At 68.7% G+C, this 25,202-nt stretch carries 25 protein-coding genes; 13 read left to right on the top strand and 12 right to left on the bottom strand.

Annotated features, from left to right (window positions below):
• Window positions 1-8: 8 nt before the first annotated feature.
• A complete protein-coding gene (locus ACFV2O_RS03120; RefSeq protein ID WP_356963299.1) occupies window positions 9-758 on the bottom strand; it encodes a lysophospholipid acyltransferase family protein in 750 nt (249 codons plus the stop codon).
• Between the two features lie 76 nt (window positions 759-834).
• On the opposite strand from ACFV2O_RS03120, the gene ACFV2O_RS03115 reads away from it, so the two are divergent.
• Entirely contained in the window at window positions 835-1,797 is a 963-nt protein-coding gene (locus ACFV2O_RS03115; protein WP_379249789.1) for a hypothetical protein, read from the top strand.
• Between the two features lie 42 nt (window positions 1,798-1,839).
• Complete coding sequence (locus ACFV2O_RS03110; protein WP_356963297.1) at window positions 1,840-3,378, top strand: Rieske 2Fe-2S domain-containing protein; 1,539 nt, start codon at window positions 1,840-1,842, stop codon at window positions 3,376-3,378.
• 54 nt (window positions 3,379-3,432) lie between these two features.
• Here the strand turns inward: ACFV2O_RS03110 and ACFV2O_RS03105 are convergent, their stop codons facing one another.
• The 6 genes from ACFV2O_RS03105 to serS all read right to left on the bottom strand — a co-directional run bounded on the left by ACFV2O_RS03105 (window position 3,433) and on the right by serS (window position 10,797).
• Entirely contained in the window at window positions 3,433-3,774 is a 342-nt protein-coding gene (locus ACFV2O_RS03105) for a calmodulin (RefSeq protein WP_379249787.1), read from the bottom strand.
• Between the two features lie 164 nt (window positions 3,775-3,938).
• Window positions 3,939-4,964, bottom strand: a complete 1,026-nt coding sequence (locus ACFV2O_RS03100; protein WP_379249785.1) for a peroxiredoxin family protein — start codon at window positions 4,962-4,964, stop codon at window positions 3,939-3,941.
• A 54-nt stretch (window positions 4,965-5,018) separates the two neighbouring features.
• Window positions 5,019-5,960 (bottom strand): DMT family transporter, encoded by a 942-nt coding sequence (locus ACFV2O_RS03095; RefSeq protein WP_379249783.1) that lies wholly within the window; start codon window positions 5,958-5,960, stop codon window positions 5,019-5,021.
• 81 nt (window positions 5,961-6,041) lie between these two features.
• Complete coding sequence (locus tag ACFV2O_RS03090) at window positions 6,042-7,385, bottom strand: MFS transporter (RefSeq protein ID WP_379249781.1); 1,344 nt, start codon at window positions 7,383-7,385, stop codon at window positions 6,042-6,044.
• 186 nt (window positions 7,386-7,571) lie between these two features.
• On the bottom strand, window positions 7,572-9,359 hold the full coding sequence (locus ACFV2O_RS03085) for a bifunctional diguanylate cyclase/phosphodiesterase (RefSeq protein WP_355073270.1): 1,788 nt from the start codon (window positions 9,357-9,359) through the stop codon (window positions 7,572-7,574).
• Window positions 9,360-9,534: 175 nt separating this feature from the next.
• Window positions 9,535-10,797 carry a serine--tRNA ligase gene (gene serS, locus ACFV2O_RS03080; protein ID WP_355073272.1) on the bottom strand — a complete coding sequence of 421 codons (1,263 nt, stop codon included), beginning with the start codon at window positions 10,795-10,797 and terminating at the stop codon, window positions 9,535-9,537.
• Window positions 10,798-10,889: 92 nt separating this feature from the next.
• Here serS and ACFV2O_RS03075 point away from each other — a divergent pair, with 92 nt between their 5' ends.
• From ACFV2O_RS03075 to ACFV2O_RS03050, 6 genes are all read left to right on the top strand, one after another.
• Window positions 10,890-12,590, top strand: coding sequence for an aldehyde dehydrogenase family protein (locus tag ACFV2O_RS03075; RefSeq protein ID WP_355073273.1), 1,701 nt, complete (start codon window positions 10,890-10,892; stop codon window positions 12,588-12,590).
• Window positions 12,591-12,666: 76 nt separating this feature from the next.
• Window positions 12,667-13,806 carry a septum formation family protein gene (locus ACFV2O_RS03070; RefSeq protein ID WP_379249779.1) on the top strand — a complete coding sequence of 380 codons (1,140 nt, stop codon included), beginning with the start codon at window positions 12,667-12,669 and terminating at the stop codon, window positions 13,804-13,806.
• Between the two features lie 10 nt (window positions 13,807-13,816).
• Window positions 13,817-14,167 (top strand): metallopeptidase family protein, encoded by a 351-nt coding sequence (locus ACFV2O_RS03065; protein WP_379249777.1) that lies wholly within the window; start codon window positions 13,817-13,819, stop codon window positions 14,165-14,167.
• 164 nt (window positions 14,168-14,331) lie between these two features.
• Complete coding sequence (locus ACFV2O_RS03060; protein WP_159849106.1) at window positions 14,332-14,643, top strand: PE domain-containing protein; 312 nt, start codon at window positions 14,332-14,334, stop codon at window positions 14,641-14,643.
• Between the two features lie 52 nt (window positions 14,644-14,695).
• Complete coding sequence (locus tag ACFV2O_RS03055; protein ID WP_379249775.1) at window positions 14,696-15,868, top strand: PPE family protein; 1,173 nt, start codon at window positions 14,696-14,698, stop codon at window positions 15,866-15,868.
• Entirely contained in the window at window positions 15,865-16,692 is an 828-nt protein-coding gene (locus tag ACFV2O_RS03050) for an ESX secretion-associated protein EspG (protein WP_356963291.1), read from the top strand. Before ACFV2O_RS03055 ends, ACFV2O_RS03050 begins: the two co-directional genes overlap by 4 nt.
• A gap of 18 nt (window positions 16,693-16,710) precedes the next feature.
• On the opposite strand, the gene ACFV2O_RS03045 is transcribed toward ACFV2O_RS03050, so the two are convergent.
• The 3 genes from ACFV2O_RS03045 to ACFV2O_RS03035 all read right to left on the bottom strand — a co-directional run bounded on the left by ACFV2O_RS03045 (window position 16,711) and on the right by ACFV2O_RS03035 (window position 18,799).
• The gene (locus ACFV2O_RS03045) at window positions 16,711-17,379 is read right to left on the bottom strand and encodes a histidine phosphatase family protein (RefSeq protein WP_379249773.1); all 669 of its coding nucleotides are present in this window, start codon (window positions 17,377-17,379) and stop codon (window positions 16,711-16,713) included.
• The gene (gene pheA, locus ACFV2O_RS03040) at window positions 17,376-18,290 is read right to left on the bottom strand and encodes a prephenate dehydratase (protein WP_379249771.1); all 915 of its coding nucleotides are present in this window, start codon (window positions 18,288-18,290) and stop codon (window positions 17,376-17,378) included. Before pheA ends, ACFV2O_RS03045 begins: the two co-directional genes overlap by 4 nt.
• Before the next feature lie 95 nt (window positions 18,291-18,385).
• Window positions 18,386-18,799, bottom strand: a complete 414-nt coding sequence (locus ACFV2O_RS03035; protein WP_379249769.1) for a hypothetical protein — start codon at window positions 18,797-18,799, stop codon at window positions 18,386-18,388.
• Between the two features lie 147 nt (window positions 18,800-18,946).
• On the opposite strand from ACFV2O_RS03035, the gene ACFV2O_RS03030 reads away from it, so the two are divergent.
• Complete coding sequence (locus tag ACFV2O_RS03030) at window positions 18,947-19,714, top strand: DUF2470 domain-containing protein (protein WP_379249767.1); 768 nt, start codon at window positions 18,947-18,949, stop codon at window positions 19,712-19,714.
• Here ACFV2O_RS03030 and ACFV2O_RS03025 read toward each other — a convergent pair.
• A complete protein-coding gene (locus ACFV2O_RS03025; RefSeq protein WP_379249765.1) occupies window positions 19,692-20,087 on the bottom strand; it encodes a hypothetical protein in 396 nt (131 codons plus the stop codon). The two genes, ACFV2O_RS03030 and ACFV2O_RS03025, sit on opposite strands and share 23 nt — an antisense overlap.
• Before the next feature lie 324 nt (window positions 20,088-20,411).
• On the opposite strand from ACFV2O_RS03025, the gene ACFV2O_RS03020 reads away from it, so the two are divergent.
• The 4 genes from ACFV2O_RS03020 to ACFV2O_RS03005 all read left to right on the top strand — a co-directional run bounded on the left by ACFV2O_RS03020 (window position 20,412) and on the right by ACFV2O_RS03005 (window position 23,883).
• On the top strand, window positions 20,412-21,206 hold the full coding sequence (locus tag ACFV2O_RS03020; protein WP_379249763.1) for a CPBP family intramembrane glutamic endopeptidase: 795 nt from the start codon (window positions 20,412-20,414) through the stop codon (window positions 21,204-21,206).
• 127 nt (window positions 21,207-21,333) lie between these two features.
• The gene (locus ACFV2O_RS03015; RefSeq protein WP_379249761.1) at window positions 21,334-22,701 is read left to right on the top strand and encodes an LCP family protein; all 1,368 of its coding nucleotides are present in this window, start codon (window positions 21,334-21,336) and stop codon (window positions 22,699-22,701) included.
• Window positions 22,702-22,711: 10 nt separating this feature from the next.
• Entirely contained in the window at window positions 22,712-23,263 is a 552-nt protein-coding gene (locus ACFV2O_RS03010) for a ferritin-like domain-containing protein (protein ID WP_355073291.1), read from the top strand.
• A 71-nt stretch (window positions 23,264-23,334) separates the two neighbouring features.
• The gene (locus ACFV2O_RS03005) at window positions 23,335-23,883 is read left to right on the top strand and encodes a ferritin (RefSeq protein WP_355073293.1); all 549 of its coding nucleotides are present in this window, start codon (window positions 23,335-23,337) and stop codon (window positions 23,881-23,883) included.
• A gap of 230 nt (window positions 23,884-24,113) precedes the next feature.
• Here ACFV2O_RS03005 and ACFV2O_RS03000 read toward each other — a convergent pair whose 3' ends face one another.
• Window positions 24,114-25,034 carry a DUF5926 family protein gene (locus ACFV2O_RS03000; RefSeq protein WP_379249759.1) on the bottom strand — a complete coding sequence of 307 codons (921 nt, stop codon included), beginning with the start codon at window positions 25,032-25,034 and terminating at the stop codon, window positions 24,114-24,116.
• Between the last annotated feature and the right edge of the window lie 168 nt (window positions 25,035-25,202).

The raw sequence follows: 25,202 nt of genomic DNA, 5'->3' as shown, positions 1-25,202 counted from the left end.
GCCTCCCGCTACTGCCCCGCCGCGTTCTTGCGCGCGGCCTTCGCCTCGGCTTCGGCGGCGTCCATCGCGTCCGCCTCTTCCAGGGTAGGAGCGCTGCCGCCGAGCCGGGCCGGAACCCAGTACGCACCGGGCTCGTGCACATAGTCCTTCTGCAGGTCGGCCAGCATTTCCTGCATGGTCGAGCGGAGCTTGGCGGTGAGTTCGGCGGCGGGCTCGAACGGCTGGATCGGCTCGCCGACCGCGATCGAGATGGGCGTGTTGGTGCGGCCCAGCCGCTTCGGGAACCCCTTCGTCCAGACCCGCTGCGCGCCCCAGATGACGATCGGAATGATCGGCACCTCCGCCTCGATGGCCATGCGCGCCGCGCCGGACTTGAATTCCTTGATCTCGAAACTGCGGCTGATCGTCGCCTCGGGGTACACGCCGACCAGCTCGCCACGGCGCAGATAGTCCACAGCGGCCTTGTAGGAATCCGCGCCCGCCGAACGGTCGACGGGGATGTGCTTGAGCGCGCGCATGATCGGGCCGGAGATCTTGTCGTCGAAGACCTCCTTCTTGGCCATGAACCGGACGTAGCGCTTCGGGGTGCGCACCGGCAGGCCCGCGTAGGTGAAGTCCATGTAGCCGGTGTGGTTCACCGCCAGCACGGCGCCACCTCGGGCGGGAATGTGTTCATCGCCCTTGACGGTGAACTTCAGACCTTCGATGAAGAAGACGGTACGGGCGAGGCCGATGATCGTCCGGTAGACGGGTTCCACAAGTCCGCTAGCGTAGTCGCTGCTCGTCCCCATCGGCAGTTCGCCGCCGCCGCGCGCCGCGCCGGAGCGAGGACGCATGAGCAGCCCCGACCGCACGTCCGGAGAGAAGAGGATCGTCGAAGTGGAACGCGCCCGATCGGTACCGCGCGAGTACGACCGCAGTGCAGCACGCGAGCGGAACCGGGCCGGGCGAGCGACCCGCGCCGCGCTGGCCTGCGGCTCCGCCCTGATCGCTGCGATCGCGCTGACCGGATGCGATTCCGTCGTCGGCATTCCGGAGGAGACCCCGCCGCAGGCGGCCGTTCGCACGACACCGCCGGCCGCCGTCCCGGCCACGCCCCCGCCGAGCACCTCCGCGCTTCCGCCGGTTCCCGCCGACGCTCCGCCGGTCGGCGCGGTCGCGGGGGTGCCTGCCGCCGCCCCGGCGATGCGGCGCTGGGCGGCCGACCTGCGCTCGCACACCATCGCCGAGATGCAGGACAAGTGCTGGACCATCGCGCCCAGGAACGTCGCCGAGATGTACGGAGACCAGCAGGCCGTCCTCACCGCGTTGGCCCAGCCCGGCACGGCGGGCGAGGACGCCGTCGTCTGGAAGAGCCCGACCACCACCGTCGCCGTCCAGCGCGCCGAGATCGAGACCGGCTACGCCTGCCCGCGCGTCGCGACGGCCGGTGCGGAGATCGCCTACAACGACGCCGACGCCCGGCACACCGTGCGCCGGTACCTCTCCCGCTTCGTCGGCACTCCGCTCGACCCCGCCGACAAAGAAGGCGACTACCCTCTGATCTGTAAGGCGTCCCCGGCGTCCTGGGATCCCAAGGGCACCGGGCGTCCGAGCCCCGCGCCGCTGGCGAACAACCAGGGCGTGCTCACCGGGGCCACCGAGTTCGCCGACCAGCAGATCCGGTCGGAGCAGGTGAACACCGACTACATCGCGGTGCTCGTGCCGGTGACCAACTCCTCCGGTGTGACGCAGACCCGCACCTTCACCTTGCGCTCCGGGACGGACGGCTACTGCATCGGCGATGTCTCGCCGTAACCACTACCCTGGTTGGCTGGTAAACAGCAGGAGGAGCAGCTAGTGCAGATCACCAGCGTCGGACACGCCGGATTCCACATCCGCACCGCGGCCGGGTCGATCCTTTGCGATCCCTGGGTGAACCCCGCGTACTTCGGTTCCTGGTTCCCGTTCCCCGACAACACCCAGCTGGACTGGGACGAGCTGGGCGCATGCGACTTCCTGTACGTCTCGCACCTGCACCGCGACCATTTCGACGCGAAGACGCTGGCCGAGCACGTGAACAAGGACGCGACCGTGCTGCTGCCGGACTATCCCGTGCCGGATCTGCGCCGGGAGCTCGAGCAGCTGGGCTTCCACAAGTTCTTCGAGACCGAGGACTCGGTCAAGCACACGGTGACCGGCCCCGGCGGGGACCTGGACGTCATGATCATCGCGCTGCGCGCGCCCGCCGACGGCCCGATCGGCGACTCCGGGCTCGTGGTCTCCGACGGCGAGACCACCTGCTTCAACATGAACGACGCCCGCCCGGTCGACATGGACGTGCTGCAGGACGCCTTCGGCCATGTCGACATCCACCTGCTGCAGTACTCGGGCGCGATCTGGTACCCGATGGTCTACGACATCCCGGCCCGCACCAAGTCGAACTTCGGCAAGCAGAAGCGTCAGCGCGGCATGGACCGGGCCCGCAGCTACATCGAGCAGGTCGGCGCGACTTGGGTGGTGCCGTCGGCGGGTCCGCCGGTGTTCCTGGACGACGAGTTGCGCTACCTCAACGACGATCGCGGTGACGAAGGCAACATCTTCCCCGACCAGAAGGTGTTCCTGGAGCAGATGGAGATCCACGGCAACGGGGGCGGGATCCTGATGATCCCCGGCTCGGTCGCGGACGTGCGCGGCGCCGAGCTGACCCTGACCCACCCGAGCGACCCCGCCGAGATCTACGACAACAAGGCCGAGTACATCGAACGGATGGCCCAGCGCCTCGCCCCGGTACTGGAGGCCGAGAAGGCGACCTGGGAGCGCGGCGACGGCTCGCTGCTGGAGCCGCTGCGCAAAGTGTTCGAGCCGATCATGGCCCAGAGCGACGTGATCTGCGACGGCATCGGCTACCCGGTCGGCTTGGTGATCGGCGAGGAGACCGTCGTGCTGGACTTCCCCAAGCGCACGGTGCGCGAGCCGATCGAAGGCGAGGGGCGCTACCGCTACGGCTTCCGCATCGCGCCGGAGCTGGTGCGCACGGTGCTGCGCGACCGGGAGCCCGACTGGGTGAACACCATCTTCCTGTCCACCCGCTTCCAGGCCTGGCGCATCGGCGGATACAACGAGTTCCTCTACACCTTCTTCAAGTGCCTCACCGACGAGCGGATCGCCTACGCCGACGGCTGGTTCTCCGAGGCGCACGACGACTCCGCCTCCACCGAACTCAGCGGCTGGGAGGTGCAGCGGCGGTGCCCGCACCTGAAGGCGGACCTGTCGAAGTTCGGCGTGGTCGAAGGCAACACGCTGACCTGCAACCTGCACGGCTGGCAGTGGGACCTGGAGTCGGGACGGTGCAAGACGTCCAAGGGCCACGAATTGCGCTCGCGCAAGTTGGACTGAATCCGAGACTTCCGGCCGGCGTTCACACGCCGGCCGGAAGCGTTTGCCAACCGATTACCGGTCGGCGACCTCGCGGGTCAGCTTCGACGACCACGGACACCAGAAGCAGCCCGGCAGAAACGCGCCGCACGCCTCGTCCAGGTGATCGTTCACGTACATGATGCTGGCGTCGCAGACTTCGATCGCCATGGTGAAGAAGGTGATGGTGTCGGGGTCCAGATGGAAGTCCCAACCCGGGTTGTAGGGGGCGGGCATCTTCCGGATCCGGCCCATGACGTGGACGGACATCTGCTCGTCACCCGACAGGATGCGGCGTGCTTCGGCGATCCGCTGCTCGTTGGTCAGCTGGATGACGAACTCTTTGCCGGAGTAGTCGGTGAATGCGAAGAGCGCCATGTCTTCCCCTCTTGTCGATGGGTCGTGTTGGTTGGATGGCGAATTCCGCACCGGTGCGGTTCGATCCTATCGGCGCATCACCGTAGATTTGCTAGAAATTTGCTAACCAGTAGATAACCGGACTCGGGTCGGTCTCGGCGGCAGAAAAGAGGTACGCCCCGAAACTAACGCGCGGCCCCGGCCGGGATCTTGTCGCGCGCCGGTTTGCGCGGCGTTGCCCGCACCGTGCTGATCAACTCGCGGATCGCGATGCCCCCTCTGGCCACCGGCGCGGCGACACGTCCCTCGGGATCGATCAGCACGGCGGACGGCGTACCGCGCACCCGGTAACGCAGGGCCGCCTCGTTGCCCTGCTGCACGAGCGAGGGAATGTCGCCCAACCCGTGCTCGGCTCCCCACGCGGCCTGCTCGGCGGCATCGCCGTTGCCGACCGCGACGATCGCGAGGGCGTCTCCGGTTCGCGCACGCCAGCGGGGCAGTTCCCGTGCCAGCGCCGCGCACAGCTCGCAGCCGGGGTGCACGAAGACCAGCAGCACCGACCTCGCCGAGGCCAAGAGATCCTCGAGCGTGGTCTTCGTTCCCTCGGCGCCGAACAGTTCGAACTCCGGCGCCACCGCACCGACGGGCAAGCCCTCAGCGCCCAGCGTGGACAACGCCTGCTCGTCCACTCGGCGGCGCAGGACACGCAGCTGGCCGGTCAACCAGACCAGCACCGCGACCACTGCGGCGACAACCGCGCAGCCGACCGCGTTGTCGGCGGGCAGGCCCATCGGAACGCGCGGATGCGTCTGCGCGCCGATGCCGACAACCACGGCGAGCGCCGCGAGAAGAGCATTGCGCACCAGCGTCCTCGGTCCGATCGGCGCCGCGCTCGCAGCACCGAAACAGGAACAGGAAGGATGCTCACCCCGCCGCAGCAAGCGCGTGATCGCCACGGTGAACACGGCGAGCAGCACCAGCGCCGCCAGCGCCGCCGGGCCGCAAACCCATGGAAACAGCACACCGACCGCGATCATCGCCTCGGCGATCGGCAACCCCCAGGCCGCCGCGGGCGCCCAGCGCAGCGGCACCCCGAAATCGCTCACCGCCTGCCGTGCCGCGCCGCGATCGGTCAGCTTGCCCCAGGCCGACAGCGCGAAGACGGCAGTCAGTCCCAGCCGCGAAACCCACACCCCGTATTCGATCAGCATGAGCGCACCCTCCCACATTCATGCACTTCGAACATGAATGTCGGGCGAGTGTCCTCAGGACTGCGACCGAGTCGCGATGGCGACCGCGACCAACGTCAGCACACAGCCGACGATCGCGGTGGCGGACAAGCCCGCGCTGGTCGGGGTGAGCGCGTCGAGGACCAGGGAGGCCAGCAACTGTCCCGCCACCGAGGTGAGCCCGAGCAGCAGCACGCCGATCCACCGCACCGCCATGGCGGCGAGGGCGATGAAGGCGACGCCGATGAAACCGCCGGTGTAGAGCCAAGGCTCGGTCGGGAATGCGGCCGGGCCGCCCGAAGTCGCGATGACCGCGACCTCGATGACGAGCAGCGCGGCCAGGCCGACGCAGAAATTGACCATCGCCGCCGACATGGCTCCGCCGACCGCGCCCACCTTGCCGTTCACCGCTTGCTGCCAAGCCAGGCCGATGCCCGCCAGCGCGGGCAGCGCGATCAACAACACGGTCGGCGTGCCGCGCAGCGCGTCGGGCACGGAGAGACCACCGGTAGCGCGGTGGTGCCCGAATCCGGCTACCAGCACCGCCGCCACCCCGAGCGCCGCACCCACGAGACGCACCCCGGTGACGGGCGTCCGCCCACTCGGACCGAGCCCGAGCCGGTCGACGGCCAGGCTGCTGAGCAACTGCCCCGCGACGGTCGCAACGGTGAACGCGGTGACGCCGATCGCGGCGACCGTCAGCCCCTGGCACGCGACGAAGAACGCGCCGCACAGCCCGCCGAGCAACTGCCACGGCCGCAGTCCACCCTCGGCCAGAGCCAGCCGCACCCGCCGCCCACCGTCCCGCAGCCGCCCGCTCACCGCGAACGCCACGCCCAACACGACCAGTCCCACCCCGAAACTGATCGTGGCCGCGGCGATCCCATCCTCCAATCGCGCCCCCAACGCGCCATTGATCCGCCCCTGCACCGCCACCCCGGCACCGATCCCGAACCCCGCAAACAGCCCCAACCGCACTCCCGCACGCTACCCAATCGTCGAGTGGCACATCACTTCGGCATTTCGCGAGAAGCGCTCTCGATGGTGTGCCACTCGTGGTCAGTGGCGGGGTGGGAGCCAGCGGGGAATGAGGGCGGCGATGGCGAGGATGGAAGCGCCGAGGATGGCCAAGAGGGTGGACATGGCGGCGTGGAGGGTCAGGAGGGCGGCGAATCCGAAGACCGCTAGGGCGATCACCTCGCCCAGGAGACCGGAGACCGAGGTGACGGTCGCTCGGGCGGGACCCTCGATGGCGTCTTGGAGGCGGGCGGCCGCGACGATGCCCGCGTTGTAGACGATGCCGTAGGAGATTCCGATCGACGCGAAGCCGAGGGTGGTCAGCAAGTACACCGCGTTCGGACGACCGGTCGCGAGACCGGCTATCAGCGCGCCGCCGAGGAAGAGCACGCCCGCGACACCCACCGCGATCGACATCGTCCGGCCCGCCATTCCTTCGGTGCGCCCCGCCAGCACCGACCCCGTCAGCGAACCGAGCACAGTGAGGCCGACCAGCAGCGGCACGACGGCCGTCGATACGCCCGCCTCCTCCGCCAGCAAGGCGAAATACTCGTCGAACGCCGTGATCCCGAACAGCAGCGCCTCCAGCAGCACGCCGTAGCGCACCATCCGCACGCGAAGGGCCTCGCCCACACCGGCATTCAGCATGGTGAGGTAGCGCGCGAACGCTCCCGATCTTCTCGTGACGTCCGCCTGATCATCCCGAGTCTCGTCATAGCCCTCGATCACCGAGACGGACCCGCGTACATCCGCATTCGAACCCGCGGAGCCGCCCGTCTCACCGGCCACCACGGAAGGTGACGCGAAAGATGCCGACTCGTCCTCTTCGAGATCATCGACGTTCGCCGCGGACACCGCCTTCGGCGCGGTGGGCAGCGAGAGCGCGACCAGCGTGTGCACGGCGGCCAGAGCGACACTGGCCCAGCCGACGAGGGCATAGCCACCGATGAGATACAACGGCGTCGCGGCGACGATCGCGATGACGACGGCGGTTTCCGCACCGGCCCGGGTGTAACCGAGGATGCGCGGATATGTCGACGACGCACCGCGGGCGGCGAGATCGTCGTACAGCAACGCTTCGAAGGTGCCGGAGGCCAGAGCGCCCGAGGTACCCCACAGCACGAACCCGGCGGCGAAGCCCGTGAAGGAGGGCGCCGCCGTCCACAGCGCGAAGCCCGCCGTCAGCAGAACACCGCTGAGCACGAGCAGTCCGCGCCGCGAAACCGTGTCGGCCCACGCACCGGAGGGCACCTCGAGCAGGAACGAGGTCATCGACCAAATGGCGAACAGCAAGGAGATCTGCCCCGTGCTCATGCCGTGGTCGGCGAACAGCAGGGCATACAGCGCGTACAGCGGAATCAGTTCACCGGTGCTCTTGAAGAGCACCGCCCGAACCGTCAGCGAGCGCAGACTGAAAGTACGCGCGCTACCCGCCCGACGGGCGCGCGGCGATCCAGCGAATCAATAGGCGTAGACGAGCAACCGCATGCCGATCAGCATGGCCACCCCTGCCTCGCGGCGTCAAGGGAATTACCGCTCGGGCGCGTCGAAGGGAATCGGTCGCCGCGCGAATCAGGGCAACGGCACCCAGCCGTTCGCCGGAACCGAATCTCCGTCGCCCAGCTCCCGGTCGGTGACGCCTTGGCCGATCCGGCCCTTGTTCTCGTTGAGGTCGCTGATCAGCTCCGAGACCGGATGCGAATCGCTGTAGTGATACCCCTGCGCGAGCGCGAAGCCCAGTTCGGTGAGCACGGCGGCCTGATATTCGGTCTCCACGCCCTCGGCGATGACCTGCAGGTCCAGCGCGTTGGAGAGCGCGGCGATCACGCCGAGCAAGGGCGGCGCGGGCGAATCCGAGCGGATCGCGGCGACGAAGGACTGATCGACCTTGAGAATGTCGCTCGGCAGCGTGGCCAGTCGGCTGAGCGAGGAGTATCCCGTGCCGAAGTCGTCGATGGCGATGCGCACGCCACGGTCGCGCAGGGTGTGCAGATTCTCGATCGCGGTCTGGGATTCGGCGGCCAGCTCACTTTCGGTCACTTCGAGCACCAGCTGGTCGGCGGGCCACCCCGTGGCGGCGAGGATGCCCGCCACCCGGTCGGCGTAACCGGTCTCGGCCAGCTCCAGCCCGCTGACGTTCACGTTCAGTGTGAGATCCAGCTGGGCGAAGGTTTCCTGCAATCGGGCGGCGTCCGCGCAGGCCCGGCGCAGCACCAGTTCGTCCAGATCGGCGATGAGGTCGTATTCCTCGGCGACGCGGATCAAGCCCTCGGTGGTGACATCCGGTTGCGCGCTCGACGACCAGCGCAGCAGCGCCTCCACACCGACGGCCTTGCCGCCGCCTTCGGTCAGGCTGACGATCGGCTGGTAGTGCACGTCGAGGGCGCCCCGGTCGATCGCCTCGCGCAGTTCCACCGCCAGCGGCAGCTGCCGCGAGGACTCCAGCACCGTCCGGTTGCGTCCGGCCTGCTTGGCCCGGTACAGGCCGACGTCAGCGCGGCTGACCAGCAGCGACCCCGATTCGCCCGGCTGCCAGGAGGTCACGCCTGCCGAGCAGCCGGTGGTCACCGCGGCGCGCAGCTGTTCGGTGAGCAGGATCGCGGCCTGCTCGGTGGTGTTCGGCAGCAGCAAGGCGAACGCGTCCCCGCCGTAACGCGCCAGGCGCTGATCGGGAGCCAGAAGTTTCGACCAGGTGTCGGCCACCCGCTGCAGAACGGCGTCACCGGCGCGGTGCCCGAGATGGTCGTTGATCTTCTGGAAGCGGTCCAGGTCGACCAGCACCAGCGCGAGTCCGTGCCCGGATCTGGTGGCCTGCTGGATCGCGGTGTTCAGCGCCCGGTCGAAACCACGCCGGTTGAGCAGACCGGTGAGCACGTCGATGTCGGCTTCGGACGCCATCCTGGTCAGGATCCCGACGACGACGCCGACACCGAAGGTCACGCCGGCCGGGATCAGGCCCGACCACCACGGCAACCCGGGCGTCACCGGCCGCGCGGGCAGCACCCACAGGCACAGCGCCAAGGCGAACGCGATATGGGCGGCGGCCTGCGACCAGGCGAAGAACAGGGCCGCGTCGCACGCGATGAAGACGTAGAACGCCGCGAGGCTGATCGCGCCCACCGTGTTCGGGAACGAATGCACCGCGATCGTCACCAACACCGTCGCGATCGCGACATAGACGTGATGAATCGAATGCGGCAGCCGTGGACCCCAAGCGAGCAGCGTGAGACCGAGCACCAGCGCCACCGCTGCCGCCCCGCCTACCAGCGGACGATTACCCTCTTCACCAGGGGCGATGGCGGTGATCAGCAGACCGAGCACCCCGCCCATGACGTAGAACGCCCCGGTGGTCCGAGCCATGACCATAGCCGTCGCCAACGCAGACGCGGCCCGCACCCGGGTTCGGGTATCGCCGCGAGACCCGATTCCTCGCACGACGAATAGCCTAGACATAAGGAATCCCCCTGGTTGCCACATCCCGGGAATACGGCATGGCGAACCAGTAGCTATTTACCTGAACGTCATTCGTCCGTTGTCAATTCGTCGGTCGGAGCACGTCGGTACCGACGAACGGGACCAGGGCGGACGGCACCCGGACCGACCCGTCGGCTTGCTGGTGGTTCTCCAGAATGGCCACGATCCAGCGGGTGGTGGCGAGCGTGCCGTTCAAGGTCGCGGCGATCTGCGGCCTTCCGTTCTCGTCTCGATAGCGGACGGCCAGCCGCCGCGCCTGGTACGTGGTGCAGTTGGAGGTCGAGGTGAGCTCCCGGTAGGTCTGCTGCGTGGGCACCCACGCCTCGCAGTCGAACTTGCGCGCGGCGGAGCTGCCGAGATCACCGGCCGCGACGTCGATCACCCGGTAGGGCACCTCGATCGCCGCGAGCATCTCCTGTTCCCAGGCGAGCAGACGCTGATGTTCGGCGTCGGCCTGGTCGGGCGTGGTGAAGACGAACATCTCCACCTTGTCGAACTGGTGCACCCGGATGATGCCGCGGGTGTCCTTGCCGTAGCTGCCCGCCTCCCGGCGGAAACACGACGACCAGCCCGCATAGCGCTTGGGGCCGTCGCTCAAGTCGAGGATCTCGTCCGAGTGGTAGCCCGCCAGCGGCACCTCCGAGGTGCCGACCAAGTAGAGGTCGTCGTCGGCGAGGTGGTAGACCTCCGCCGCGTGCTGGCCGAGGAACCCCGTGCCCGCCATGACCTCCGGGCGCACCAGCACCGGCGGAATCATCATGGTGAAGCCGTTGGCCACCGCCTTCTGCGCGGCCAGCTGCAGCATTCCCAGCTGGAGCAGCGCGCCGTAGCCGGTCAGGAAGTAGAACCGGGCGCCGGAGACCTTCGCGCCGCGCTCCATGTCGATCAGGCCGAGCGACTCGCCGAGCTCCAGGTGGTCCTTCGGCTCGAAGTCGAACTCCCGCGGCGTGCCGACCGTTTGCAGCACGACGAAATCGGCCTCGCCACCCGCGGGTGCGCCGTCCTGCACCACATTGGAGATGGCGCGGTGCGCGGTGTCCAGATCCACGTCTGCGGCGTGCTGGGCGGCCTCGGCCTCTTTGACCTTGACCGACATCTCCGACGCCTGCGCCAGCAGCGCGGACCGCTCGTCCTTGCTCGCCTTACCGATCAGCTTGCCCATCGCCTTGTGCTCGGCGCGCAGGTTGTCCGCGGTGGCCACCGCGGCACGCCGCGCCGCGTCCGCCTCGAGCAGCGCGTCGACGAGAACGGGGTCTTCGCCGCGGGCGCGCTGCGAGGCGCGGACCGCGTCCGGGTTGTCCCGCAGGAATCGGAGGTCGATCATGGGCCATCAGCCTAGTAGTCGGTGTGTTGCGCTTTCACGCCGATATCCCAGGATGCGGACCATCCACCCCGGATCGCGCGCATAGTGGGTTTGTGGGCACCCCATTCGACGAGACGGCCATCGACAACGCGCTGGCCGATCTCGCGGCGGGCGAGAAAGTGTGGGCCGCGACGTCGCTGCGCCGCCGCCGCGCGCTGCTCGACGAGATCCACGCCAGGACCGGCCGCCTCGCGGAGGACTGGGTGCGCGCGGCGTGCGTCGTCAAGGATCTCGGCGAGCACTCCGCGCTGGTCGGTGAGGAGTGGATGTCCGGGCCGCTCACGCTGCTGCAAGCCACGGCCGCGCTGTCGGCGACCCTGGCCGCGCTGGAGACCGGGCGAAGTCCACTGGCGGGCATCACGCTGCGGGAGGCGCCTGGCGGGCGGTTGGCGGTGCCGGTATTCCCGTTCGGCGTCTACGATCGCTTGCTGCTCAACGGTTTCCGCGGCGAGGTGTGGCTGCGTCCCGGCGTCGACGCCGACGCCGCCCGTCGGCGAGCCGGACTCGCCCAGCTCGATCCCACCGCGACCGGCGGGATCGGCGCCGTGCTCGGCGCTGGCAACATCACCTCGATTCCGCCGCTGGACGCGCTGTACGAGCTGTTCGCGCACAACCGGGTGGTCGCGCTGAAGCTCAACCCGATCACCGACCCGCTGTTCACCGTGTTCGAGATGGTGTTCGAACCGCTGCTGGAGATCGGCGCGCTGCGAATCCTCACCGGCGGCGCGCAGCAGGGCGGTTACCTGGTGCGTCATCCGGACGTCGCGCACGTGCACATGACCGGCAGCGCGCAGACCCACGACGCCATCGTGTGGGGCCCTGGCGCCGAGGGCGCGGAACGCAAGCAGCACAACCGGCCACTGCTGGACAAGCCGATCAGCAGCGAACTGGGCGGCGTCTCGCCGACCATCGTGGTGCCCGGCGACTGGTCCGACGCCGATCTGCGCTATCAGGCCGAGCACGTGGCCACCCAACGGCTGCACAACGGCGGCTACAACTGCGTGGCCGCGCAGGCGGTGGTGATCGGCTCCGAGTGGGACCGCAAGGACGAGTTCCTCGCCGAACTCCGCCTGGCCATGGAGCGGGCGCCACAGCGCACGGCCTACTACCCGGGCAGCGACGCGCGGGTCGCCGACGCGCTGGCCTCGTACCCGGAGGCCGAGCGTCTCGGCGCGGGACGGGTGCTGGTCGGCGGACTGCCGCGCACCGGCTCGCCGCTGCTGCGCACGGAGTACTTCTCCCCCGTGCTGGGCGTGGTGGAGTTGCCCTACACGGGCGGCGAGTTCTTGCAACGCGCGGTGGACTTCGCCAACGCCGAGCTGACCGGCACGCTCGGCGCGAACCTGATCGCCGATCCGACGACCATCCGCAGGCTCGGTGTCGCCTTCGACCGCGCGATCGAACGGCTGCGCTACGGCGCGATCGCGGTGAACAGCTGGACCGGTCTGGCCTTCCTCGCGCCGCGTGCCGCCTGGGGAGCATTCCCTGGGCACACCCTCGACGACGTGCAGAGCGGTATCGGCGTGGTGCACAACGCCCTGCTGCTCGACGATGTGGAGCGCACCGTGGTGCACGGCCCGTTCCGGCCGGTGCCGCGCTCGCTGCTGGGCGGCGAACTCGCCCTCTCTCCGAAGCCGCCGTGGTTCGTCGGCAACGCCACCGCAGCGACCACCGGGCGCAGGCTCACCGAGTTCTACGCCGACGCCAACCCCGCCCGATTGCCCGGCGTCTTCCTTTCGGCCCTGCGCGGCTGAATCGCTCGTGGCCCGTGCCGCGCCGATCGGGGCAGGTCGTGGCACCGCGGCACCGACACTGCCATGATGGACCGCGATGTCATCCGAACGCATGTCCCGGTCCCCGCAGGCGCCCAAGCGCGGCGCTTCGTCGCGCGCCGACTCGGTACGGCGCTCGTTCGACTCGGCCAGAGCCGCCCTCGCCGACGGCGAGCTGCGCGATCTGCATCTGTCGGCCCCCACCTTGCGCTGGGGCCTGCTCGCGGTGGCCGTCGGCGCCGTGGTGGCGGCCCTGGTGACGCTGTTCGTCACCGGCTTCGACAACGAGAAGGGCCTGGAGGCGCACAATCCCGGCGCCCCGGCGCAGCCGGTGCTGGAGAAGGAGTTCGGCACCGCGGCGAAGGGCGACTGCCTGAGCTGGACCAAGCCGGACCGATCGGACCTGGCCAAGGTGAACTGCTCGAGCAAGCACATGTTCGAGGTCGCGGCCGACATCGACATGAGCAGGTATCCGGGCAAGGAGTTCGGTCCCGGCTCGCGGTTCCCGGACTCGTTGCGCCTGACCGAGTTGAAAGAGGAGCACTGCGTGCCCGCGGTGCAGAAGTACATGTCGGGCCGGTTCGATCCGCGCGGCAAGTACATCGTCGGGCTGATGTATCCGAGCCCGGACGGCTGGCAGCACGGTGACCGCACCCTGCGCTGCGGCCTGCAGATCGCGGCCAGCGTCGGCACCCCGCCGTCGGTCGGCAGCGCCACCGAGCACGATCAGTCCAAGGTGTACGAGGCGGGCGTGTGCCTCGGCATCAACCAGAACCTGCCCACCGATCCGGTGGACTGCGCCCAGCCGCACGCCGTGGAGATCGTCTCCACCGTCGATCTGGCCGCCCACTTCAACGGGGGCCCGCCCGCGAAGGACGACCAGGACAAGTTCGTCGAGGAGGAGTGCACCCGCACGTCGACCGACTACCTGGGCGGGCCGGACGTCATCCGGAACAAGACGCTCACGCTGTTCTTCGACTACATCGATGCCCGCAGTTGGATGGCGGGCAGCCGCAAGCTGGACTGCATGATCGGCAAGGGAGCCGATCGGGAGGGCTTCGCGCCGATCACCGGGTCGGCCAAGGGCGAGATCCTGATCAACGGCCAGGCTCCGGTGCCGCCGCCGAACAACGGACGTTCCACGCCCGCACCGCTGCCGGGCGCCGCGCCCCTGCCGCCGCAGCCCCAGCCGAGGTAGCCGAGCGCCGATGCCCGTGACGATGTCCGCCGACCGGTTCGAGGAATTGGTCGGCGACGCACTGGATCTCATCCCGCCCGAGCTGACCCGCGCGATCGACAACGTGGTCGTGCTGATCGAGCCGCGCGATCCGGAGAATCCACATCTGCTCGGTCTGTATCACGGCATCGCCCTCACCGAGCGTGGCAGTCATTACGGCGGAGCGCTTCCCGACACCGTGACCATCTACCGCGAGGCGATCCTCGAACACTGCGCCGACGAGTCCGAAGTGGTGGAAGAGGTGGCGATCACCGTGATCCACGAGATCGCACACTATTTCGGCATTGACGAAGACCGCCTGCATCAGCTGGGATGGGGATAGTCTGAACCGAGCTGTATTGCGCACCACCAGCGGTGGGTGTGTAATCGGCACGGAGATCGAAAAATTGGGGATTCGATGGAACCGATCGCGTTGCTGTCGCGTCCTATCACTCGAAGGGGGAATTCTCGTGGTTCCGCCCCACAGCCACTAGAAGGAGTCGAGTCATGGTTGGACATGTACTGATCGCACCCGAAGCCATTCTCGCCGCCGCGGCCGAACTCGACCTCGTCGCCGAACGTCTGGCCGCCGCCGCGGCGATCACCGCGCCCGCGACGCACGTGCTGCCCTCCGGGGCGGAGGAAGTCTCCTTCCTCAGCGCGAGCCATTTCAATCAGGGGGCGATGTCGCACGATCGCGCGATCGCGCAGGCGATTCTGGAATGCCACCACGCCGCGGCGACGCTGCGCATGCAGCTGGCCCAGCACGTCGCGGGCGACGTGGTCCGCGCCGCCGGCATCAGCGCCATCCAGGTGTAGTTCCGCAAGCGAGATCCATCAGCAACGCTTTTAAGCAGGGGAGAAGTCAGACATGGTTGCAGGAGTCACCGGGGTGATCTGGGCGGCGCGCCCGTCGGAGATCAATTCGGCCACACTTCACGCGGGCGCGCACGCGATTCCGATCTCGGCCGCCGCCACCGCATGGGGCGGGCTCACCGCCGCCTGGATCGACGCGACGACGACGGTCGCCAGGGTGATGGCCGAACTCGGCGTCGGAATGCAGGGCATCAACGGCATCGCCGCACTGGGCAAGCTCACCGGCTTCCTCGGCTGGTCCGAGCAGCAGGGCGTGCAGGCGGCCGCGATGGGCGCCAAGGCCGCGGCGAACGCCACCGCCTACACCGTCGCCGCGCTGGCGATGCCGAGCCCGCCCGAGATCGCGGCCGTCAACACCGCTTTGGCCGCGTCGGCGAACCCGCCGGGCGTGTTGAGCGGTGCGTTCGAAGCCGCCGAAGTCGCCAGGAACGCGATGGACATCCGTGCCGCGCTGGTCATGGAGACCTATGAGGCCGCGACCAGCGCCATGGTCGCCACGCCCGCCGAGTTCCTGTTGCCGCCGGCGATCGCCAAGGGCGCGGGGACGGCAAGTCCCGAGCAGGCGGCGGACACGACCACCGAGGTCCCGGCCGATCCGATCCAGGCTGCCGTGGCCGCCACCCAGGCGTTCCTGAGCAACCCCGGGGTGGCGAGCGCTGCCACCCAGGCCGCTCAGGCCGTCGGCTCGATCGCCACCACCGGTGTCTCCACCGTCGGAAATGTCGCGGGCAGCGCGATCGCAGCGGCCACCACCAGCTCCGCGCCCTCCTTCTCCGGCATGGCTCCCATGGCCATGGGTATCGGTGCGGCAGCCACGGCTACCGGTGCGGCGACGCGTGCCGTGTCGTTCTCCGGTCTCGGATCGGCGGCGGGCATCAGCAGCGGCTCGCTCAAGCTTCCTGAAGGCTGGGGCTCCAACGGCACGATCGGTGGCAGCACGGCTCCGGTGCAGGAGAGCGTCGCGGTCAAGGGCGTCGAGGCGGCGCCGGTCCGGCCCGCCAACACCGGCAACGGCAACCCCTTGCTCGGTAACCAGGCGCGCAGCGACGAGGACGACGAGACCGAACACGACGGCCGGGACTACCTGCGGTCGACCGAGCACTTCAACGACGGCCGCTTCACCGCCGATGGGGTCATCGGCGGTGACCTCACCGGGACGGTTAGGTGACCGTACTCGGTGCGGGCCGCAGCCCGTCGACGCTCGACGCGGTCGTCCTGTCGCTCGACGAAATGCAGTTCCTCGTAGAGAAACTGCAGATCGAGGTTCCCGTCGTCCTGAACGCGAGGGCACGGTACGACAATCTGACCGACCACAAAGCGGCGATGGACGCGGCCGCCGAGTCGCTCGCCCAGCGGGAACTCCTGATCGACGATGTGCTGCATCGTGATCTGGAGAATCGGCTCCGCGCGCTACACCGGCCCCACTGGATCATCGCGCTGCGGTTGGTCGTCGATGGTTGGGTGAGCCGCTTCTGTCTGGCGAAGGGCGTCGACCTCCCGGTCGTCGCCCTTCGGGGACAGGACTCCTACGTCATCGACGAGGCGGGAAACGACTTGCCCGGAACGGTTCTCGCGGCACTCGGCTATGCCGAGCCGCTCGAGCTGTACGGCATGAACGCCCCGACCGAAGAGCTGGCCACGATCTTCGGCGACACCGGCGACGCCGCGGCCACCGCGGAACGGCTGGCGAAGGTGGGCAACCCGGCCCAGGACGCGAAGACCTTGGCCGCGGCTCTGGTCGAGATCCACTCGTATGCCGAGATCGTCGGTGTGATCTACGGCGATGGCACCCGAGACGCGGCCGACAACCACATCGCCGTCTTCAACACGCGCGCGGGCCGATTCATCGCGACCGCGAGCAGGTCCGACGACGGTGTGAAGTGGACGTCGCTCAGCAGCGGGACTCCCGCGCGACTGCGCACGGCCGTGCAGGATCTGATCAACTTCCTACCGGAACGCGAAGAGTTCCCGCGGAATCCGAAGCTGTCCTGAAGCACCGAGCGAGCGTCGCTAACCCATGGGATCGTCCGAAGTCGGTGCGACCTCGTAGCCGAATGGCGGCGTGAATCGTCCCCACCGAATGCACTCCCACCCGCCGTCCGGCATCGGTACCAGTTCGATGGTCTCGGTGTTGTCCAAGTGGTTGTTCGTGGTGAACGGCGGACGCACATCCGAGAGCGTGCGGCCGACGAGCCGCATGGCCGCACCGTGACTGACCACCATCACGTCACCGTGCGCGGCGTCATTCGGTGACAGATACGTATTCCGCAGCTCCTCGATCGCGGGCAGGTACCGATCCAGCACATCCTGGGCGGATTCGCCGCCGGGCACCCGCAGCGTGAGATCGCCCTCGTGCCAGGCACGGTAGATCCGCTGGAAGGTCTGGTGCGCCTCCTCGCTGTGTTCTCCCTCCAGGTCGCCGGCCTGTACCTCGTGCAGTCCGTCGAGCACCATGGCGGCGACACCGGTCGCCGCCTCGATGTAGCTCGCGGTCTGGCGCGCGCGCAGCGCCGCCGAGGAGAACAGCACCTGCGGCGGGCGGAGCAGGCCCTCACCGAACGTCTTCGCTTGTGCCGCACCGCGTTCGGTCAGGGGCAACCCGGGAATCCGGGTGTCCAGCAGCTTGGCGACATTGCCCTCGGTCTCGCCGTGCCGGACCAGAATCAACCTCCCGGTCATAGGTCGGCCATCCCCTTTCTCAGCTGGATCAACCACTCCGCGGACGCTTCGTCCGACGGTGGTGGCGTACCGGTCGCGGAAGTCGCCGGCCAAGATCCGAGAAAGCGGATCCGCGCGGTGCGGTGCAGCGCCTTGAGCGCCTCGGCCACCGCGGTGTCGTCGATGTGCCCGACGCAGTCCAGATAGAAACGGTAGGTGCCCATGCCCGTTCGGGTGGGCCGGGACTCGATCCTGGTCAGATCGATACCGCGCGTGGCGAACTCGGCGAAGGCGCGCATCAGCGAGCCCGGTACGTTCGGCAGCTCGAGCACGATCGAGGTGCGGTCGGCGCCGGTGGCGTGCGGCGCCGCGGTGGGCCGGGTGCACAGCACGAACCGCGTGATCGCCTGCTCGTGATCGGCCACCCCGGAGGCCAGCGCGATCAATCCCAGCCGCTCTCCGGCCAGGGCGGTCGACACGGCCGCGTCCGCGTGGCCCGCCACCACGTCCTCGGCGGCGGCGGCGTTGGACGCCGAGGTGTAGGGCTGCGCCTGCGGCAGATGCCGCGCCACCCACAGCCGGACCTGCGCGGCGGCCACGGGGTATGCGGCGAGAGTGCGCACGTCGGGTAACGCCGTGCCCGGCTTGCCGAGGATCGTGAAACTCACTTCGAGTTCGGTCTCGGCGACGATCTGCAGGCGCGGACCGATTGCCAGGGAGTCGAGCGTCGCCGAGATCGACCCCTCCACGGAACTCTCGATCGGCACCACCGCGCCATCCACGTCACCGGAGCGGATCAGGTCGAGCGCGGCGCCTTGGCTGGGCGCGGCGATCCGCTCGACGGGCCCGGCGAAGGCTCCCGAGGATTCCAATTGAGCGAGGGCCATCTCGGTGAACGTTCCGGACGGCCCGAAGTACGCGATTCGCGGCACGGTTACGAGATTACTTGCGCGCTCGCCCGGCTCCCCACCAATCGCGAAGGGCCTGCCGGTCCCGGTCATCTGTTCCAGGACCGCCCTAGTGGTGTTCAACCTCCGTTGAGCACGCGCAATGCGGCGTTCACCCGGTCCGCGGCCTCGGTCTCGATGGCGCGCAGGACCGAACGGACCGCCTCGACGGCCGGCGGTTTCAGCGAGGTCAGGAAGGCGATGTCGGGGGCGCACAGGGCCGCGACGATGTCCTCGCCGCACAGGGCGGCGGCTGTGGCGGCGACGATGGCCAGCGCCCGTTCCCCCGAGGAAGTGCGCGCGACGAAGCCGGTATCGGAGTGGGCCACGTGTGCGAGGAAGTCGGCGATCCCGGTGTCGGGCGCGTCCAGCTCCAGCGTCGGCGCGGCGGGACTTGCGCCGATGTTGCGGACCAGCCCGTCGACCAGACTGCGCCGCGGCGGCGTCGACAACGTCACCAGCACCGGTTCTGCGAATTCCGTCCCTTCCGACACGCCCTCACCGTAACAACCCGGTTCGACCGGAACCGATCCAGTTCGCTGCGATCAGCCGGATCGGAACGCTTGCGGAACCCCGCCTCGTCACTTAGCTTAGGGTAACCTAATCAACAGTCAAGCGCGCCACGCTCCACGGAGGTTTGTATGCCGCGTCCGTCCTCGACCTTCGCACCGTCCACCGCCGAGCGAGTGCGCAGCGCATGCGCGCACGCGGAGCAAGCGGTGCTGGCCATGCCGGGCATCGATCCGACGCCCGCGTCCGTGCACCACGTACGGCAGTGCGGCGATGCCGTGATCGCGGTGCCGACGGCCTCGGTCGCCGCGATCCTGGCGGGCAACTCCGGAGACCACGGCGCGCCCGCGGTGCTGGAGCTCACCGACCACGCCCCGCTGCCGCTGCGCGAGCCGGTGCGCGCGTTGGTCTGGCTGCGCGGTTGGGTACGGGCGGTGCCCACCCAGGCGCAGCGCGCCCTGGCCGCCGAGGTGGCCAAGGATTACCCGCATCCGGGCCTGCTCGACATCGGCTTCGGTGCCACCCTGCTGCGGCTGGTGATCGACTCCGCGGTGGTGGCCGACTCGACCGGCGCGGAATCGGTGCGCAGCGACGAACTGCGCCTGGCACAGCCGGATCCGTTCTGCGCCATGGAATCCGCGTGGCTGCAGCACATGCAGGCCGATCACGCCGACGTCGTCGCCCAGCTGGCCAGGCATCTGCCGCCACACCTGCGGCGCGGCATCGTGCACCCGCTGGCCATCGACCGGTACGGGCTCACGCTGCGGGTGGAAGGACACGACGGCGACCACGACTTCCGCTTGCCGTTCAGCGCACCGGCGCACGACATCGAGGGGCTCAGCCGCGCCGTACGCACGCTGGCGGGCTGCCCGTTCCTCAATGGATTGCGCCGGATCTGACCCGCCGCACGATCAAGACGATCTTCAGCGGCATCGGGCCGGCGAACGGAAGTACCAAGGCGAAGAACGGGATGACCGGCCCGAGAAGACGGACGAGATAGCGTTCCATGGCCCCTGCCCGCAGATGTTGTGGACAACCGCCGCAGTTGACCACGCTGCGCAGCGGAGCGCCGGACTCGACGACCCGCGCGACGGCCGCGCTGACCGCGTTGCTGGTGACAGCGGCGGAATGAGGGTGAGAGACGGGCGGCGCATCGGCTGGGCGCACGCATTCCCGACGCACGGTTGGCTGCTCGGCTGACACGCACACCAACGCGGCGAACGACAATCGCACCGATTCGTTCAACGCGGGCAGACGACGGACGTCAACCACGCCGATTCGTTCGATCCCGACCTGTGGCGAATCCGCGGTGAGCGGTCCGGCTGCCTCGAGCGCATCGTGCCCGGGCTGATCCAGCGCCGCTTGGTCGCACCCTCCTTCGGTGAACCGTCGTTTGGACGGATGCTCCGGTGAGCCGGAGGCGGCTGCTCGCCGCAGCGCGCGCAGACCCGATGTCCGAGCTCGACCGAGTGGCGGGCCGGGTTGGGACACCAGGCCCGGAAGCATGCGCCGCAGCGGAGACGCCGACGACGCACCAGGCAGTTCACATACCGACGCGCCGCACGCCGCGGCGGACGAGCGCAATAGATTCGACCCATGCGTGCGGAGTCCAGAGCCGAGTGGGACGAGGCCGAGCCGACCGATCGGGAGCGGCTGGCGATCAAACTCGAGATCGCCGTGGTGCTGCTGGTCACGTTCGGGCTCAGCGGGCTCAGCGCCGCGCTCTCGCTGGTGGAGAGCGCGCTCGCCCCGGGCGGGATCGGCGGACGGACCGTCGCGCTGAATCCGTCGCGAGCCACGCAGTCCACCATCGACCTGCTGTTCCAGCTGCTCAGCGTGCTGCGGCTGTTCGGCTGGGCCGCGCTCGGCCTATATCTGCTGTGGCGCGGGGGCATCGGCCCGCGACTGATCGGGCTGGCGAACCGGCTCCGTTGGCGCGCCGACGTGCTACCCGGCTTGACGCTGGCCGCGATCATCGGGTTGCCGGGACTCGGGCTGTATCTCGCCGCGCACGCACTCGGCGTCAGCGTGACGATCGTCCCCGCCTCGCTCGGCGACTACTGGTGGCGACTGCCCGCGCTCGTCCTCTCGGCCTGCGCGAACGCCTTGGCCGAAGAGGTCATCGTGGTCGCGTTCCTGCTCACCCGGCTGCGCAGGCTCGGATGGTCGGCGAACTCGGCTCTGCTGGCCTCGGCTGTGCTGCGGGGCAGCTATCACTTGTACCAAGGAATCGGCGGCGGGCTCGGAAACTTTGTGATGGGCGTCATATTCGGCCGCTATTGGCAGCGCACGAATCGGCTGTGGCCGCTGGTCCTCGCCCATGCGACCATCGATGCGGTCGCCTACATCGGCTACACCGTTCTGCGCGGCCATGTTTCGTGGCTGCCGTGACGCAACTGTGCCCTCGGCAGCGCTAACAACCTGGTGCCGCCTGCGAATTACGGAACAGCGCCGCTTCCGCGTGCGCCCGCGTCCGCATGCGGCACGTCACAACCGCCCGATAAGTAGAGTTCCAGTGATGAACGGCGACGACCCCCAGCGCAACGCGCATACGCGCCGGATGCCGCCGCCCGGCAGACCCGGTGAACCTCCGATGCGCCGTCGAATGCCGCCTCCGGGGTCCGGCGGTCCGCCGCCGATCGAGCCCACGCAGGTCGTGCGCCGTGATGGAACCGCCGACCCCCACGCACAGCCGCTGGCGTATTCGCAGGTCCCGCCCGAACAGGCGCGTCGAATGCCGCCGCCTCCCCCGGCCCGCAGGCACGCCCCCACGCAGCGCCCGGTGCCGCATCACGAAGTTCCGCCGCACGCGCCGACACAGCGGCCGGTTCCGTATCACGAAGGTCCGCCGCACACGCCGCCCCGGAAACCGAGGCCGTTCCGCGAAGGCCCCCCACCGGTGCCGCCACGCGGCGGGCGTCCGCCGCGGGCTCCACGACCGCGCCGCAAGCGCCACCCTTTCCGCTGGTTCCTGGTGATCCTGCTGGTCCTGGTGCTCGCCGCCGTCGGCGCCGTCATCAAGTTGGACAACTCGCTCAACCGCATCCCCGCGCTGGCGAACTACGCCAAGCGCGTCGGCGACACACCCGGCACGAACTGGCTGTTGGTCGGGTCCGACGGCCGTGGCGGACTGACTGCCGAGCAGGAGCGGGAACTCGCCACCGGCGGTGAGGTGGGCCCCGAGCGCACCGACACGATCATGCTCGTGCACGTGCCGCAGTCGGGGAAGACCACGCTGGTCAGCCTGCCGCGCGACTCGTACGTCAGCATCCCGGGCCAGGGCAAGGACAAACTGAACGCCGCGTTCGCCATCGGCGGCCCCGCGCTGCTGGTCCAGACCGTGGAGATCGCCACCGGCCTGCGGATCGATCACTACGCGCAGATCGGCTTCGGCGGCTTCGCCAGCGTGGTCGATACGCTCGGCGGCATCGACGTGTGCGTGCCCAAACCGATCGACGACCCCCTCGCCGGCATCGACCTGCCCGCGGGCTGCCAGCGACTCAACGGACCACAGGCGTTGGGTTTCGTCCGCAGTCGCGCGACCGCGCTCGCCGACCTGGACCGGATGAACAACCAGCGGATCTTCATGGCCGCCCTGCTGAAGAAGGCGACCAGTGGGGCCACGCTGGCCAATCCGTTCAAGCTCTGGCCGCTGGCCACCGACACCGCCAAGTCGCTGAAGGTCGACAACGGCGACCACATCTGGGATCTGGGCGGCCTGGGCTGGGCGCTGCGTGGCGACACCATTGCCACGGCGGTACCGGTCGGCGGATTCGAGGACACCGACAGCGGCAACGTCCTGCTATGGGACAAGGCCAAAGCGGGCCGGTTCTTCGACGCGCTCGCCGGCGACCGTCCGATCCCGGAGGACCTGCTGACGCGGTAGCGTCGATGCCATGCCGGACATCGACGAGGCCGACGAGTCCTTTCCCGACTTGCTGCGCACCCAGATCCGTCACGGATTCACCACTGCCCAGCAATATCTCGCGGCCGCCGTGTACTTCGACTCACGCAGACTGCCACAGTTGGCCGGACACGCCTACGACCGGTCACGCGAGCACTACGGCAATTCGCTGCGCATGGTGCAGTACCTGCTGGACCGGGATCTCCCGGTGCAGATCGGCGGCTTGGACGAGATCGAGTCCACCTTCGAAAGCCCGCGCGGCGCGGTCGCTTCGCTGCTGGAGATCGAGCAGGTCCGCAGCGCCCGGATCAGCGATCTGGCCCACACTGCCCGCACCTCCGGCGATTATCTCGGCGAACGCTTCATCGGGTGGTTCCTCGCCGATCAGGTGAAGAACGTCGCCGGGATGAGCACGTTGCTGGCCGTGATCGACCGTGCCGACGGGCAGTTGTTCGACGTCGAGGAGTTCGTCGCCCGGGAGACACGGCCGCGGCCGCGCACCGATATCCCGGCGCCGAAAATGGCTGGAGCGGCGAAGAATTAATTAGGCAACACTAGCCTCAATAAGGCTGCACTTGGATGACATGGGTCTTGACCAGCGCTAATGTCGATGCCATGTCAAGCCATCCGGAATCACCCCGCAGCAAATTTCACAGCCTGTTGCACGATCAGATCCGGCACGAATTCAATGCCGAGCATCAGTACATCGCGATTGCGGTGTGGTTCGACAATGCCGATCTCCCGCAGCTGGCCAAGCGGTTCTACAAGCAGGCCGTCGAGGAACGCAATCACGCGATGATGATCGTGCAGTACTTCCTGGACCGGGATATCAGCGTCGATATTTCCGGCATCGATGCCGCGAAATCGCGGTTCGAGAACGCCAGGGAGCCGATCGCGCTCGCACTGACCCAGGAGAAGACGGTCACCGAGCAGATCATCCAGCTGGCGAGCACCGCCCGCGAAGAGGGCGACTACCTGGGCGAACAGTTCATGCAGTGGTTCCTCAAGGAGCAAGTCGAGGAAGTCGCGAACATGACCACCCTGCTCACCATCGCCGATCGCGCCGGGTCGAACCTGTTCGACCTGGAGGAATTCGTCGCCCGGGAAATGAGCGGCCCGAGCGACGCCTCCGGCGCGCCTTCGGCGGCGGGCGGCTCCGTCTGACGGCGTTCGCCGAATAGGTGAAACAGGCCCGGTTCCGTATCAGGAACCGGGCCTGTCGCTGTTGAGCGTTCTATCGGACGGCGAGTCGGAATGTCGGCGTAAACGACGGTTCCACCACATTTCGCAGTGGTTTGGTGAGTCTTTCCTATATTCCCAGCCGCACCGGCGGCAACCGGAAAACACGGCCGCCGAAAAAGAGCGTTTCCGCCGAAGTCTCCCGATATCCGGGCTCAGCGCAAGGTGACCTGACGCGACCGCAGGCCGTCGCGGGAGCGCCGCTCGTCGGAGGTCAACGGGGCGTCGACGGCCAGCGCCTCGGACAGGCGAGCGCCGAATTCCGTTGCGGGCTCGACCCATTCGTCGGGGTGCCGCTCGCGGTCCAGGTCGAAGACCGGGACCAGCACTCCATGCGTGCGGAACGACCCCGCGAATCGGGAACCTTCGCCGAGGTGCAGACCGCCGGAGGCGTGCAACCGGGCCAGCGCCAGCATGAGCGCGTCCTCGTCCTCCGGCCGCACCCAGCGGATATGCGCCTTCTCGCCCGCGTCCACCCACCAGGCGGCACCGATCGTGTCGGCGGCGAGCCCGAGCCGCGCCGAGGGCATGATCGCCTGTTTGGCCTGCTCGATGGTGGCGGCGACCTGCGGGTCCGGCTCGACCCCTGCGGGCACCCACCAGTCGAAGTCCTGGTGCACGGTCAAGTCCAGGCTCGCGGCGGGATCGATGACATCGGCCAGCCGCGGGCCTCCCGCGACGCTTTCCACCGAGGTCAGCGAATCACCGGGCTCGGCGGACTGGGTCCATAGGATCGCCGCGGCCAGATCGGCGGCCGGATCCGCGCCCTGGAACTGCACCTGCGCGCCGACGTAACCGCTGGGCTCGTCACCGGCGCGCACCAACGCGGCCACCGCGCCGGGCAGCACCGTTGCGAGCACGACCGGCCGCTCCGCCGCGACCTCGGCCGCCAGCGTCAACCGGGCGGTGGCCGAGGGAACGAATTCGCGCAGCGCGACCAGATCGCACTCCGCGGCCAGGCCCTCGAACGGACGGGTGACGACTTGTGCCGCCTGCTCCTGCGCCGCCCGCCGCTCGGCGAGACGCTGCGCCCGGTTCCCACCGGGCTTAGGACTGTTGCGCTTGCTTTTACCCACGAGGGGTCAACCTACCGTGTTTTTCGGCTGTGTTTGTTTTTCCAGCGCCTGCGGCGCTGGGTGTTCGCGGCCCATTGATAGCGAACTTCCAGGCAACGACGCAAGAGCCAAATAGCCGCGAGCCCGCGCCCTAACCCCCCCAGCGCGGCCGCGAACACCGCCACATGG

Source organism: Nocardia sp. NPDC059691 (genome assembly GCF_042733915.1).
In the GTDB taxonomy this organism is placed as follows: domain Bacteria; phylum Actinomycetota; class Actinomycetes; order Mycobacteriales; family Mycobacteriaceae; genus Nocardia; species Nocardia sichangensis.
The sequence above is the reverse complement of the archived record's forward strand: the minus strand, read 5'-3'. Positions and strand labels throughout refer to the sequence as shown.

What these genes read in the sequence shown, in the direction of transcription:
- ACFV2O_RS03100 (WP_379249785.1), bottom strand. Translation starts at nt 4,964, where the DNA reads ATGCTGATCGAATACGGGGTGTGGGTTTCGCGGCTGGGACTGACTGCC.
- ACFV2O_RS03045 (WP_379249773.1), bottom strand. Translation starts at nt 17,379, where the DNA reads ATGACCGGGAGGTTGATTCTGGTCCGGCACGGCGAGACCGAGGGCAAT.
- ACFV2O_RS03010 (WP_355073291.1), top strand. Translation starts at nt 22,712, where the DNA reads ATGCCGGACATCGACGAGGCCGACGAGTCCTTTCCCGACTTGCTGCGC.
- ACFV2O_RS03105 (WP_379249787.1), bottom strand. Translation starts at nt 3,774, where the DNA reads ATGGCGCTCTTCGCATTCACCGACTACTCCGGCAAAGAGTTCGTCATC.
- ACFV2O_RS03030 (WP_379249767.1), top strand. Translation starts at nt 18,947, where the DNA reads ATGCCGCGTCCGTCCTCGACCTTCGCACCGTCCACCGCCGAGCGAGTG.
- ACFV2O_RS03085 (WP_355073270.1), bottom strand. Translation starts at nt 9,359, where the DNA reads ATGGCTCGGACCACCGGGGCGTTCTACGTCATGGGCGGGGTGCTCGGT.
- ACFV2O_RS03060 (WP_159849106.1), top strand. Translation starts at nt 14,332, where the DNA reads ATGGTTGGACATGTACTGATCGCACCCGAAGCCATTCTCGCCGCCGCG.
- ACFV2O_RS03015 (WP_379249761.1), top strand. Translation starts at nt 21,334, where the DNA reads ATGAACGGCGACGACCCCCAGCGCAACGCGCATACGCGCCGGATGCCG.
- ACFV2O_RS03005 (WP_355073293.1), top strand. Translation starts at nt 23,335, where the DNA reads ATGTCAAGCCATCCGGAATCACCCCGCAGCAAATTTCACAGCCTGTTG.
- ACFV2O_RS03115 (WP_379249789.1), top strand. Translation starts at nt 835, where the DNA reads ATGAGCAGCCCCGACCGCACGTCCGGAGAGAAGAGGATCGTCGAAGTG.
- serS (WP_355073272.1), bottom strand. Translation starts at nt 10,797, where the DNA reads ATGATCGACCTCCGATTCCTGCGGGACAACCCGGACGCGGTCCGCGCC.
- ACFV2O_RS03070 (WP_379249779.1), top strand. Translation starts at nt 12,667, where the DNA reads ATGTCATCCGAACGCATGTCCCGGTCCCCGCAGGCGCCCAAGCGCGGC.
- ACFV2O_RS03020 (WP_379249763.1), top strand. Translation starts at nt 20,412, where the DNA reads ATGCGTGCGGAGTCCAGAGCCGAGTGGGACGAGGCCGAGCCGACCGAT.
- ACFV2O_RS03065 (WP_379249777.1), top strand. Translation starts at nt 13,817, where the DNA reads ATGCCCGTGACGATGTCCGCCGACCGGTTCGAGGAATTGGTCGGCGAC.
- ACFV2O_RS03055 (WP_379249775.1), top strand. Translation starts at nt 14,696, where the DNA reads ATGGTTGCAGGAGTCACCGGGGTGATCTGGGCGGCGCGCCCGTCGGAG.